This window comes from Acinetobacter chengduensis (genome assembly GCF_003664645.1).
Taxonomy (GTDB): Bacteria; Pseudomonadota; Gammaproteobacteria; order Pseudomonadales; family Moraxellaceae; genus Acinetobacter; species Acinetobacter chengduensis.
Map to the genome: position 1 here is coordinate 126,247 of NZ_RCHC01000006.1, position 12,305 is coordinate 138,551.

A 12,305-nucleotide genomic window follows, 5' to 3' on the forward strand; every position below is an offset into this window, starting at 1 on the left:
TAATAGGTTTTCTTATGTCTAATGCAGTGACTGGCACAGTAAAATGGTTCAATGAAACTAAAGGTTTTGGTTTTATTCAACAAGACGGTGGCCCTGACGTGTTTGCTCACTTCCGTGAAATCACAGGTTCTGGCTTCAAAACTTTGACTGAAGGTCAAAAAGTTTCTTTTGTTGTTGTTGAAGGCCAAAAAGGCTTAAACGCTACAAACATCGTTGTTCTTTAATTTAGAACTGCGTTAAAAAAAGCACCTATCGGTGCTTTTTTTATGCCTGTCATTTTTAAAACTACGTCATACACAAAAAAAATCGTTTTCAAAATATATAGACCGCGCGTAAATATCATCTCAAATGATATTTACGCCAAATTTGAATTTAGGTAATACTCAAGTGTAAAACTTTCGAGCTAGATTTGTTACTTTCTCAAGTCAAAGAACAAATAGATGGGGAATCCTTCGGTTTACTCGCCAAATCTACGCTACGTTTTGATACATCACCCAGATAAAAAAGGAAGCCGAAGCTTCCTTTTTATTGTGCGAATTGATTCAGATTAGATACCGTATTTCACACGGTAATCTTCCATTTTCGCTAAAGCGTCAGTTTCACCTTTTGCTTCTAAATAATTCATTAAGTCTTTCATCGTGATTAGAGCATGTACTGGAATTTCTAATTCTTTTTGTACTTCTTGAATTGCAGAAAGTTCACCTTGGCCTTTTTCTTGACGGTCTAATGCCACCAATACACCTGCAATTTGAGCACCTGCATTTTTAAGAATGGTCACCACTTCACGAATCGCAGTTCCAGCAGTGATCACGTCATCAATGATCCACACTTTTTTACCCGCAACCGAAGCACCTACCAACACACCGCCTTCGCCGTGATCTTTTGCTTCTTTACGGTTAAAACCCCAAGGTACGCTCACCGCATGGTTTTGTGACAATGCCACAGCAGTTGCCGCAACAAAAGGAATCCCTTTATATGCTGGGCCAAAAATCACCTCAACATTTTCGCATTCAGTTAATTTGGCCGCATAGCCAGAAGCAAGACCTGTTAACGCTTCGCCATCATTAAGTAACCCTGCATTAAAAAAATAAGGACTCACACGACCCGATTTTAAAGTAAACTCACCAAATTTAAGCACACCACGTGATAATGCGAGTTCGATAAAAGCTTGTGGATTAAATGCCGCTTGCGCTGTCATAGGGTGCTCCATTTTTTTAAGTTTGAGGTTAAACCTGAGCATGATACCAAAGAGTAGCTATCCAAGTGATCAAAAAATTCTGCGTGTCGTTTCAATTAACGTAAACGGCTTACGTTCGGCAGAGAAAAAAGGGATTTTTGATTGGATGGCAACATCCGATGCGGATGTGATTTGTATGCAAGAATCTCGAATTACCCATGAGCAATGGACAGATAAATTTAAACCCGAAGGTTGGTTTACTCATTTATTCCCTGCTGAACGCCCAGGCTATGCAGGTACGGCTATTTATAGTCGCTATCCGTTTGTCTCTGTGACCAATGGACTTGGCTTTGAACTCGCAGATTCACAAGGTCGCTTTATTTCTGCTGAATTTGATTTGGGCTTAGCACAGTCTGCACACATTTGTTCTTTGTACCTACCTTCAGGTTCTTCTGGCGATGAAGCCCAAGCACGTAAAGATTTATTCTTAAATGAATATAAACAAATATTAAAACAATGGCGTGATGAAAATAAATCGGTGATTGTGTGCGGTGACTACAATATCGTACATAAACGCATTGATATTAAAAATTGGTCAGGCAACCAGAAAGCGTCAGGATGCTTGCCACATGAGCGCGCTTGGCTCGATCATATCTATGATGACTTAGGTTATGTGGACACTTTCCGTGAAGTCCGCAAAGAAGCAGAGCTTTATTCATGGTGGTCTAACCGTGGGCAAGCTCGTGCTAAGAACGTCGGCTGGCGTATTGATTATCAAGCCTGCTCGCCAGACTGGAAAGATCGTACAGTGAATGCTTGGGTGTATAAAGAAACATGGTTCAGTGACCATGCCCCAGTCATTATTGACTACCAACTTTAAGCTAAAATTAACAAACTTTGAGTAAACAACTGTTCACTCAATTAGTGTTAATTTCTCACAATGCATGTCGTATTTTCAGATTTATCTCCATGTCGAATCAGCGCATTATTACCGCACGGCACAGGGACATGTCAGGATGACACAAAGGGATAGGACGCCGTAGGAAGAAAATAAAATAAGTGATTTATTTTACTTATTTTCAAGGATGTGACATTGGACGTTGTAATGAGACCCGCATGATCAGGATGATTAAATGCGGGTTTTCTCTTTTTTAAGCGGTTCTCTTTTTTCTTGTTGTTTTCCCATATATTAATATTCTGCACATCAGTCACTTATTTTCAATTTTTCTTCTGCTTTTAGTTTCTTCTACTTTTATAAGAATATTAATTCGCTGAGATTTCAGCAAAGTGACGGTTCTAAGTCAGTTTCATGACAGAATAGAACGATACGATCGAATTGATTCAGCGAGCGCCATCCCCTATTATTTTCAAACTGATTAAGGATCTTTGTCTATGCTTAAAATTTACGGCATTAAAAACTGTAGCACCATGAAAAAAGCGTTTGATCTACTGAATGAATTGGGCCTTGCCTATGAATTTCATGATTATAAAAAACAAGGAATTGATGCCACACATGTGAGTGCATGGTTAGATGCCAAAGGCAGTGACATTATTTTAAATAAAAAAGGCACCACATGGAAAAAACTCAGTGAAGCAGAGCAACAGCAAGCATTGTCGAGTCAAGATCAGCTGATTGCTACTCTCACCACACACAGCAGTATGATTAAACGCCCAGTACTTGAAACGGAACAAGGCTTGATTGTAGGTTTTGATGAAGCGACTTATCGAGCTTTAAAATAAACCCTGCGTCCCCCCATCGTGCTATAAAAAAAGCCTGACAATTGTCAGGCTTTTTAGCTTGAAACACGCTATCACACTTAGTTAGCACGTATCCAAGTTTGGTTACGACCTAATGCCGCCACACCAATAAAACCACGAAGCTCTAGCTTTTTACCACCATCTGCTAACTGGCCTTTTAATTTATACGTTTTACCTGATTGTGGATCTAAAATCGAACCACTTTCATAGGCATTACTACCTGTATTTTTCAACCCACTCACAATGCGCAAGCCTTTGAGTGACTTGTTGTGATATGGACCTTCACATTTGGTACATGCGTTTTCTTCACCTGGTGTCAAAATCGCTTGGATACTGGCAGTTAATGTTCCATTTTTTTGCTCTGTAAACTTCACCAACGCCTTTGGTTGATTGGTTTTGTCATCAATGGTTTTCCAAGTTGTACCATTTAAAGGGTCTGCCGCATTAGCCAAAGCGGTTAAACCTAGCAATCCTAATGCAAGTGCAATTTTTTTCATTTTTTTGTTTCCCTGATTTGATTTTAAACGCTCATACATAGTATTTTGCGCCGCAACAAATATTCAACTATTGATTGCTGCTATTTAGTGTAACCTTGTAAATAAAAGAGGTAAATAACCTCACCAGTACGAAAATGATAAGAATACAGGAAGAATATGACAATCTCACCCATGACCAAACAGCTCCTCACTGAGCGCTTTCTTAAAACAGTGTTGCGTGCACCGAGTCGCTTCAACTTACCTCCATCAAGCCTGCGTTTTTCTTTGGAACAATTAACCAAACTCATCCCGCAAAATAAAACTGTAAAAGTTCGTCCTATTCGTTTAGCAGGTTTACGTGCAGAAGAGCTCAAACCCCAAGCACATGCCACACAATTGATTTTTCATATTCACGGTGGCGCATTTTTTTTAGGTTCAATGAATACCCATCGCGCCTTTTTAACGCAAGTGGCGGCGCGCACTCAAATGCAAGTTCTACACATGGACTATCCTTTGGCACCAGAACATCCGCACCCCGAAGCACTTGAGGCTGTATTTGATGTTTACTGCCAATTATTGGATCAAGGGGTTTTGGCTAAAGACATTATTTTGTCGGGTGACTCGTGCGGTGCCAATTTAGCCTTAGCCTTAGCACTTAAAATCCATCAAGAGCAACTGCCACAAGCCAGCGGTCTGATCTTAATGTCGCCCTTTTTAGACCTCACTCTGAGCAGTGAATCTTTACGCTACAACCGCAAACATGATGCACTACTTTCCATTGAGGCCTTAGAAGCTGGCATTGAATATTACGTTCCAACAGGTATGGACCGTTCTGATCCCAGTATTTCCCCTTTCTTTGCTGACCTAAAAGGCTTGCCTCCTGTACATATACAAGTAGGTTCTAAAGAAATTTTGCTAGATGATGCACAGCGCTTCAAAGAAAAAGCCGAGCAAGCCAAAGTAGATGTCGAATTTAAAATTTACACGGGGATGTGGCATAACTTTCAAATGTTTGGCGCATGGTTTGACGAAGCACGTCGTGCGATCAATGATTTGTCTGATTTTGCACACCGTTTAGATCATGACTAAAACACTTAACTAAATAACATACTAAAAATAAAAAAAAGGTCAGCACATGCTGACCTTAAATGTAAAGACTGAACAGAATATAGAGGGGGAGAAATCTGTCCAGCACTTACAGCCTTAATACGGACTTAAATATTTTTAATCGCTTCAAAAGCACTAGTCATGGCAGTTTCTTTAGACTCTGCACCCATATTGACACCTTCTGCACGAATCACTTCGATATTAGAAACACCTGTGAAAGTGAAGACGGTTTTCAGTATACCTTCTTGAAAATCCACTGGACTATTTTCACCATATACACCGCCACGGCTACTCACGATATACACTTTTTTGTCACCTGCTAAACCAACAGGGCCATTTTCTGTATATTTAAATGTACGACCTGCAACACTGATACGATCAATCCAAGCTTTTAAGGTAGACGATACGCCAAAGTTATACATCGCAGCACCAACAACAACGACATCAGCGTCTAAATATTGTTGTACCAATTGTTCACTGAGTGCACTTTGCACTTCGTCATGGCCCATTAAAATTTCAGCACTTAAATGCGGAATTGGAGTAGCAGCCAAATCTAAATGCTGTACCTGAATAGCAGGATCTTTCTGTTTTAACTGCGCCACAATCGCTTGGCTTAACTGACGAGAAACAGAAGCATCACCCATAATACTTGAATCGATATGTAAAACTTTCACACGGCTACCTATGATGATTATGTTCTAAACTGGAGCAAGTTTAATACACTATCATTCCTAGAATAATCCATTAATTTAAGACACTATGTCTTAAAAATAGAACAAACAGAGCATACCAATTGGATACTCAGTTTCGACTAAAGGTTAAAAATTGGTTATTAGATGTTCGACCAGTTATATGTTATGTTAATAATATGTATATCTATCTACATAAACTCAAAGAAAAATTTTAATAGACCGAATACAGGCCTGTTGTAAATAATGAATAAAAATTCTCCTCCGCGAGACATACTAGAAAAGCATAAAATCACCAAGTTTTTGATCGAAAACGAAGCGATCATGAATTGGAATATATTACAAAAATGTATTTTAATGCTGATATTAGGTGCTGCTGTTCATGTGACTTGGATTATTTGGAAAGTCTCAGTCTTACTCATGCCTAATCTTTGGCAATGGGTTGACTTGCCTTTATTAAAATTGCAGTTAGGGATAAATATTGTCTTTTTAGTCCTGATGCTATTACTCATTTATCCATGTTATGCATTGAAAAATCGTCCGTGGGCCCAAGTACTCTTACCCTATGTCTCTGTCGGCCTATTTGTAGTTTCACTATGCCGTGATGGTTATATTATAGGTGTACTGAGCCCCGCAACCATGACAGCTTATGTGAGTCTGGTCACTGTTGGCTTAGTGTTGTTTCCACGCGCGATTGTTTATAGTGCTTTTATCCCTGCCACGATTTTTTTAACTGGATGTATGTTCTTAAGCCAATTGGGCTACATCCCCTATTCACCCGTTTTTCATATCCATAGTTATTATTTTAATAATGCCTTTTGGCTCATTTCGATGGCCTTTTTCATTGCTCCCATTCTTGTCACTTGCCTAGTGCTATTTGAAATTTTATTGAGTCAGTGGCGCTACCGTGAACGACTAATTAAAAAGCTCAGCCAAATAGACCCGCTGACAAATTTGTTTAATCGTCGTCAAATCAATCAGTGCCTCGATCAAATCGTGCAAGAGCATGAAGAAAACTATGCTTTGGTACTTTTAGATCTCGATCATTTTAAGTTTATTAATGATGATTATGGTCATGACAAAGGTGATGAAACTTTAGTTCGTGTGGCTGAAGTGCTCAATATGCACTTACGCGATAGTGATGTGGTCGGTCGCTTTGGCGGGGAAGAATTTATTTTAATTTTACATAAATCTAATCTCGAACAAGCTACACAAGCTGCTGAGCGTTGCCGTACTGCAATTCAAGCACTTGAAATTTACAGTGATGATGGCGAAAGAATTCATGTCACTGCCAGTTTTGGTATTGCCATTTCACAGGCAGAACTGCGCCCACAACAATTACTCAGTCAAGCAGATAAAGCACTGTATGAAGCGAAAGCCAGTGGCCGTAATCAAGTAAAAACATTTACGTTAAAAACACAACCTGACACAGCCACTGCATCACTTTAAGTTGTAGTTTCTGCCATGGCACCTTGTATCCATAATTGCACCGCTGGATGTGCCAGTACAGTATTCATATATTGCACGGAGGAAGAATTCACTGGTAATTGGTAGCTTTTTAAACGGCAAACCACCGGTGCATAAAAAGCATCAGCAATTGAAAAATTACCACATAAAAAGCCTTCTAGTTGCGGGCGTTCTGCCCAAATCTGCTCAATGCGCTGAACATCTTGACGTAGCTCAGCACTAGATGACCACAAAGCTTGGCCTTCGTGAGCCAAATCTGCGGTGATATTCATCGGACATTTACTTCGTAAGGATACAAAACTGCTGTGCATTTCTGCGCTCATAGAGCGTGCTCGTGCTCTCAGTCCTCGATCCTCAGGCCACAGGGCTTGGTCTGGAAACAGCTCCGCCAGATACTCACAAATTGCCAGTGAATCCCATATCACCCTATCGTCATGAACCAATGCCGGCACCTTGCCATTACCATTCAGTTTCTGCATGGTTTGAGTAAATGTATTTTCAGCAAGGTCTAGCCCCGAAAACCGCACCAATACTTCTTCGAAAGGCAAATCAAACGCAGTACAAACGAGCCATGCCCGCATCGACCAACTCGATAGGTTTTTATTACCAATATATAAGCGCATGCCTACTCTCCCTAAGGGGTCTCTAAGGCCTCAAAATCTTGTAGTTGGCCTAAGAGTTCGGCCTCAGTAAATGCACCCGTCAAACGCAGACCACGTACTTCTTGATGTGTATGATCTAAGAATAAATAAGTCGGTGGGCCCAAAATATCCCATTGATTGAGCAGTGCTTGATGCTCTGCATCATAATGGCTCAAATCTAGTTTGATTAGATAATACGGTGCCAGTGCTTGTTGCACATTCGCTGATTTTAAAATTCTGTGTTCAATTGGCTGACAAGCCACACACCAATCTGCATAGACATCAATCACCGCTTTTTGCCCTGCAGGAATCTGCTTTAACAGTTGCTCAAATTCAGCACGGGTTTGGGCACGATGCCATTGTATATCTTGCTTGGAGGTTGCCACTAAAAAGCGCTGACTTTGTTGATATTGGCTATAAATTAAGTACGGAACTGCAAGGCACAAAGCCACGATATACAGCCATTTTAATTGGCTATTGCGCTTAAAAATATGCCACAGCACATAGGCCACAAAGCTTAGCCCTAGTGCCAAAGAAAACCATTGCATCCATGCATCACCCATTAATGGACGAACAAAATACAAAGCCAACCCTAGCATGAGAAAAGCAAACAGTACTTTTACTTGGTTCATCCACAACCCTGCCTGAGGCAAAATACGTGAACCCAGTACACTTGCAAGCAGTAATGGTGTTCCCATACCAAAGCCCAGTGCAAATAGGAGTAAAGCACCCTGCCACTGACTTTGGGTTTGAGAGATAAATAGCAATGCACCTGCCAATGGTGCGGTCATACATGGGCCAACCAATAGCGCGGAGATCATTCCCATGACGCCAGCACCCAATAAACTGCCACCACGTTGCATAGACTGCACGCGATCCAAACGGTTCATTAGGCCTTGTGGGAGTTTTAATTCAAATAAACCAAAAAGGTTAAACGCAAACACCACAAACAATAAACTGAATGCAATTAAGGTCGATGGTTGTTGTAGCCAGCGCTGAAAACTTAATCCTGCGGATGACGCAATCAAACCTAAGCCCGCATACACCAATGCCATACTACAGACAAACGTCAGTGCAATCATCCAAGCTTTTAAGCCCTTGCTATCACGGACAATTAATGAGGTCAGAATGGGAAGCATGGGCAATGAACAAGGTGTAAATGCCAGTAAGCAACCTAGGCCAAAAAATAGCAGCAAGCCGAAGCCCCACGAACTTTCTGCCAAGATATCAGACCACTGTTGGTCTTGAGCACGGTTTTCAAGTTGCGTAGCTGAGGTTGTAGATGATACATCCGGCGTCGCTTCTGTAGAGGCTGTGGTCAGATTCTGCCCTGCACCAGAGGCATTGCTGGACGCTAAATCTAAAATCCGCTTGGGCGCTATACTTTGATTTTGTACGCTGACCAAACCCGATTCATCAGTCCGAAAGTTAATACTTTGTGGCGGGTAACACACTCGATCTTGCGCACAGCCTTGCCAAATCACTTGATATTCAGTCGTGGCTTGTGTGGGTACATGCAATGCTAATTGCTGAAAATAGACTTGAACCTTGCCATAGTTATCATCATGCAATTGCATTGCAGGAGGTAAGGTCAAAGGTACAGAATGCTGTCCGTGTTTTACTTCTATTTTGTGCTGATAAAGATAGTAGTGCTCTGGAATAGTCCAACGAATTTCCGCTTCGTTGTCTTGAGTCGAACTAATTTGTATCGGAAAGGCTTGTTCAGCAGACAGCAACGCGGGCGCTGCTGATCCTGTCACTGAAGTTAAACTTAATGCGATGGCTACGCATCCATAAGCCAAAATTTTCATGCAACTGGACTCTGCTGATTATAAGATTTTGATGTCAGGCTAAGGCTATTAAAATAAGTATGAAACGCCTAAACCAGATTGGTAACCTTTATACGTGCCATTCAAATCTACACCAACACTGGCATCGAATTGAAGACGATCATTGACCGTATAAATTAAACCCGTACCCAAAGCATATTCTTTCTGTTCACTCTCTGCTTTACGGAAAACAAATTCAGAAAAGCCTGATAAATTGCCCGCAATTTTATACTCAATAGTTGGCACCGCAGAAACTGCCCAATCGCTATTTTGAACCTCATAGCGCATGGTTAAAGAGGTACTAATGAGGTCGTTATAATCATAAGCCACAGCGGAGCTCAGGCTATAAATATCATCACCATTAGAAAACTCATCATTCCCTGTTGCCAAAATCGCTTCAGCTAAAATTGCCATGCTGAGTTTGTCATCATTCAGATCAATGGCTTTTTTCAAGCCAATGCTTACATCACCTAAACCATGTTCTTCAACACTACGACCAGCGACTTTGGTTTTCGCCCAAGCTGGCCCCTGCCAACCCAACTGTAACTCTAAGTCTTTAGCTAAGCCTGTACGAAACAACATATCGGCATTCAATGTTGTGGTTTTTGCTTTTTGGCCATTTACGCGTGATTCACTATAGCTGACAGAAGGTAAACCTTGCTCCCAAGCCAATTGTCCAACAGGTGTAATTCCAGTACCAAAGCCTTCCCCAGGGCGGTCAAAGGAAAAATCTGCAGCCATTGCATGGCTAGCACCACCCACAGCTACGGCCAAAAAAGATAATGTTTTGATTATTTTCATATATAGTCTCTCAATAGCTAAAAATTAAGCTAATTCTTTGGTCATTTTTGCGCCATGCTTACGCAGTAATTCTAAAGTTTGCTTTTCTTCTAGCAATGCTTCATCCCAGTTGATTTCATCGAAATCACAATCAAAAAATAATTCACTAATTGAAGATAAAATTGTTAAATCATCACTGTCTTTTGTATTTGGATCTACTTTTTCATCCAATAAACGTTGCACCGCAGGTGTGCAGGCCGCGCTTGCAGCATCCCATAACGGGCCATAAATTTCTTCGGCATCCCAAAGGTGTACATTCGCCTTCGCTTGAATCAGTGCTTCCAAAATATCCAGATGAACTGCCAACAACTGCTGTTTTTCTTCTTCTGCTAAAGGCTGATCCGCTTCATAAGCTTCACATACAGTTTCCCACCATTTAAATAAGCCATCTGACCATACAGAAATCGCTGGGCCTTTTTCAAGGTCAATAAAGTTTGGATTGAGACCTTCCGCCAAAAGTCGCTTTACTTGCTCAAGATCTAGTTCCTCTAAAGCTTGTACAAAGACTTGCTGTTGGGCATTTAACATTTAGAAAGCTCACTTCAATTCATTTTGTATATTATGCCGAATAAACGGTCTCTTGTTTGAGCTAAATGTAAAACAAATTTAAATAATTCACTGTAACAAATATGCTCAATCTTCCGCGCATAAAAAAAGCCCCGAAGGGCTTTTTAGCAGTAAATGCATTTTAATCAAATGCTTCTTCACCCGCTTCATCTGCATCCGCCAATTCTGGCTGTGTACTACGCGGATTTTCTTTTTTCTCAAACAGATGTTCTAAACTACGTTTTAGTCGATCAATGGCACCATGGACTGCAGTATCGACATTATGCGCACGGTGATGCACCACTACCGCCTTCAAACCTGCTGGACGCGCTTCGATCATACATTTGATGTCGTCGTCGCCACCTTTGTCCCCATTTTCATCACTTAAATGCACCGAAAAATGCGTAATTCGTTCACTATGACGTTGAAATTCTTGATTGAGCTCTGCACGTATATATGTAATTAAACGATCACTATTTTGAATGTTTTTATCAGTACGGATTTCAATATTCATAATATCATCCTCGACTTTTTCGGTCTTTCAATATTCTAAAAATTGTGCAAAACTTATTTATTTCGGCACGCTTTAACATGCTGTTTTAAAACAGCAAATTCATTTTTCAACTTCGTTTGGAACGTATTCCTCCACATTGAATAATGAACACTTTGAATGTCTGCAGAACTGTGCTCTTATACTTCGAATATCGTGCCTAAATTGATTTTTTGCAAGTGCTATTTTTAAATTTTTTAAAATTCCTTACACAATGTAAGACTTTTTACTACAAATTGCTTCATTGCGTTGGGTTTTGCACTGAAATAAGCACACAAATGCTCCGCTCAAACTTTATATAACGGCTTTTATTGATCTAAAATTTAATTTTTTTATTATTTGATAAATATAAATATTGTTTGAAATAACAGCACAAATAAAATTTAAATTCGTTCGCCTAATCATTTTTGGCTTTATTTTTGCTTAAGAATCTGTATGCTTTCATTGCTTCTTGGGGGAGACATTTAAATGAAACTTACACAAATCGTTACCGCATGTACTTTGGCTTCAGCGGCTGCGTTCGCACAAGCTGCGCCAATCTGGCAAGACTTCAGCATTACAGGTTTATATGGTGAAGACTATGCATTTCCAGGTGCTGGTGACAACAATAAGCAATCAACTGCTACTTTTGAATACACTGCAAAGTTAAAGTATGGTGATTTTTTTGCTTTTGCTGACCGTACACACAATGATTCAGGCAATGCGACTTATTTTGAAGCATCGCCACGTTTAAGTCTTGGTGCTGTAACAGATAAAAAATTGGAACTTGGTCCAATTAAAGATGTATTACTTGCAGGTACTTGGGAAGGTAATAGTGCAAACTATCCTGGTAGCGACTTCAACAACTATCTATATGGTGTGGGTGTTGATTTAGCGATTCCTTATTTCCAATATGCTCAAGTAAACTTGTATCGTGCAAATAACGATGGCAACACACCTGATGACTATCAGTTAACGCTGGTATACGGCGTACCGTTCAAGTTAGGTTCTGAAGACTTTCTTGTAGATGGCTTCCTTGATTGGTCAACTGCTGAAGAAAATGGCCATGCAAGCGAATTAAACTGGACAACTCAGTGGAAATGGAACGCAGGTAAACATATTTCTCCAGACACACGTTTATACTTTGGTATTGAACACTCTATGTGGAATAACAAATACGCTGTGAAAGCCAATAACGAAAATAATGTCAGTGCTTTAGTGAAATACCACTTCTAATTGAGTTTAG

At 40.3% G+C, this 12,305-nt stretch carries 14 protein-coding genes; 6 read left to right on the top strand and 8 right to left on the bottom strand.

Features of this window, described 5'->3' with window-relative positions:
- Positions 1-14: 14 nt before the first annotated feature.
- The gene (locus D9K81_RS07190) at positions 15-224 is read left to right on the top strand and encodes a cold-shock protein (RefSeq protein ID WP_106984297.1); all 210 of its coding nucleotides are present in this window, start codon (positions 15-17) and stop codon (positions 222-224) included.
- A gap of 323 nt (positions 225-547) precedes the next feature.
- Here D9K81_RS07190 and pyrE read toward each other — a convergent pair whose 3' ends face one another.
- Complete coding sequence (pyrE, locus tag D9K81_RS07195) at positions 548-1,198, bottom strand: orotate phosphoribosyltransferase (RefSeq protein WP_120374940.1); 651 nt, start codon at positions 1,196-1,198, stop codon at positions 548-550.
- A gap of 40 nt (positions 1,199-1,238) precedes the next feature.
- On the opposite strand from pyrE, the gene D9K81_RS07200 reads away from it, so the two are divergent.
- On the top strand, positions 1,239-2,057 hold the full coding sequence (locus tag D9K81_RS07200) for an exodeoxyribonuclease III (protein WP_120374941.1): 819 nt from the start codon (positions 1,239-1,241) through the stop codon (positions 2,055-2,057).
- 512 nt (positions 2,058-2,569) lie between these two features.
- The gene (locus D9K81_RS07205) at positions 2,570-2,917 is read left to right on the top strand and encodes a Spx/MgsR family RNA polymerase-binding regulatory protein (RefSeq protein WP_120374942.1); all 348 of its coding nucleotides are present in this window, start codon (positions 2,570-2,572) and stop codon (positions 2,915-2,917) included.
- A 77-nt stretch (positions 2,918-2,994) separates the two neighbouring features.
- On the opposite strand, the gene D9K81_RS07210 is transcribed toward D9K81_RS07205, so the two are convergent.
- Complete coding sequence (locus D9K81_RS07210) at positions 2,995-3,432, bottom strand: DUF2147 domain-containing protein (RefSeq protein WP_120374962.1); 438 nt, start codon at positions 3,430-3,432, stop codon at positions 2,995-2,997.
- A gap of 156 nt (positions 3,433-3,588) precedes the next feature.
- Here D9K81_RS07210 and D9K81_RS07215 point away from each other — a divergent pair, with 156 nt between their 5' ends.
- Complete coding sequence (locus D9K81_RS07215; protein WP_120374943.1) at positions 3,589-4,500, top strand: alpha/beta hydrolase; 912 nt, start codon at positions 3,589-3,591, stop codon at positions 4,498-4,500.
- Between the two features lie 125 nt (positions 4,501-4,625).
- Here the strand turns inward: D9K81_RS07215 and D9K81_RS07220 are convergent, their stop codons facing one another.
- Positions 4,626-5,192 carry an FMN-dependent NADH-azoreductase gene (locus tag D9K81_RS07220; protein WP_120374944.1) on the bottom strand — a complete coding sequence of 189 codons (567 nt, stop codon included), beginning with the start codon at positions 5,190-5,192 and terminating at the stop codon, positions 4,626-4,628.
- A 261-nt stretch (positions 5,193-5,453) separates the two neighbouring features.
- On the opposite strand from D9K81_RS07220, the gene D9K81_RS07225 reads away from it, so the two are divergent.
- Positions 5,454-6,656: a GGDEF domain-containing protein gene (locus D9K81_RS07225; RefSeq protein ID WP_120374945.1), complete on the top strand. Its 1,203-nt coding sequence runs from the start codon at positions 5,454-5,456 to the stop codon at positions 6,654-6,656.
- On the opposite strand, the gene D9K81_RS07230 is transcribed toward D9K81_RS07225, so the two are convergent.
- The 5 genes from D9K81_RS07230 to D9K81_RS07250 all read right to left on the bottom strand — a co-directional run bounded on the left by D9K81_RS07230 (position 6,653) and on the right by D9K81_RS07250 (position 11,044).
- Positions 6,653-7,297: a glutathione S-transferase family protein gene (locus D9K81_RS07230; protein ID WP_120374946.1), complete on the bottom strand. Its 645-nt coding sequence runs from the start codon at positions 7,295-7,297 to the stop codon at positions 6,653-6,655. The genes D9K81_RS07225 and D9K81_RS07230 overlap by 4 nt on opposite strands.
- Positions 7,298-7,308: 11 nt before the next feature.
- Positions 7,309-9,126 (bottom strand): protein-disulfide reductase DsbD, encoded by a 1,818-nt coding sequence (gene dsbD, locus D9K81_RS07235; protein WP_120374947.1) that lies wholly within the window; start codon positions 9,124-9,126, stop codon positions 7,309-7,311.
- Positions 9,127-9,174: 48 nt separating this feature from the next.
- Positions 9,175-9,945 carry a transporter gene (locus D9K81_RS07240; protein ID WP_120374948.1) on the bottom strand — a complete coding sequence of 257 codons (771 nt, stop codon included), beginning with the start codon at positions 9,943-9,945 and terminating at the stop codon, positions 9,175-9,177.
- Positions 9,946-9,969: 24 nt separating this feature from the next.
- The gene (locus D9K81_RS07245; RefSeq protein ID WP_120374949.1) at positions 9,970-10,512 is read right to left on the bottom strand and encodes an ankyrin repeat domain-containing protein; all 543 of its coding nucleotides are present in this window, start codon (positions 10,510-10,512) and stop codon (positions 9,970-9,972) included.
- A gap of 160 nt (positions 10,513-10,672) precedes the next feature.
- On the bottom strand, positions 10,673-11,044 hold the full coding sequence (locus D9K81_RS07250) for an HPF/RaiA family ribosome-associated protein (RefSeq protein ID WP_120374950.1): 372 nt from the start codon (positions 11,042-11,044) through the stop codon (positions 10,673-10,675).
- 504 nt (positions 11,045-11,548) lie between these two features.
- On the opposite strand from D9K81_RS07250, the gene D9K81_RS07255 reads away from it, so the two are divergent.
- A complete protein-coding gene (locus D9K81_RS07255) occupies positions 11,549-12,295 on the top strand; it encodes an outer membrane protein OmpK (protein ID WP_120374951.1) in 747 nt (248 codons plus the stop codon).
- Positions 12,296-12,305: the final 10 nt, after the last annotated feature.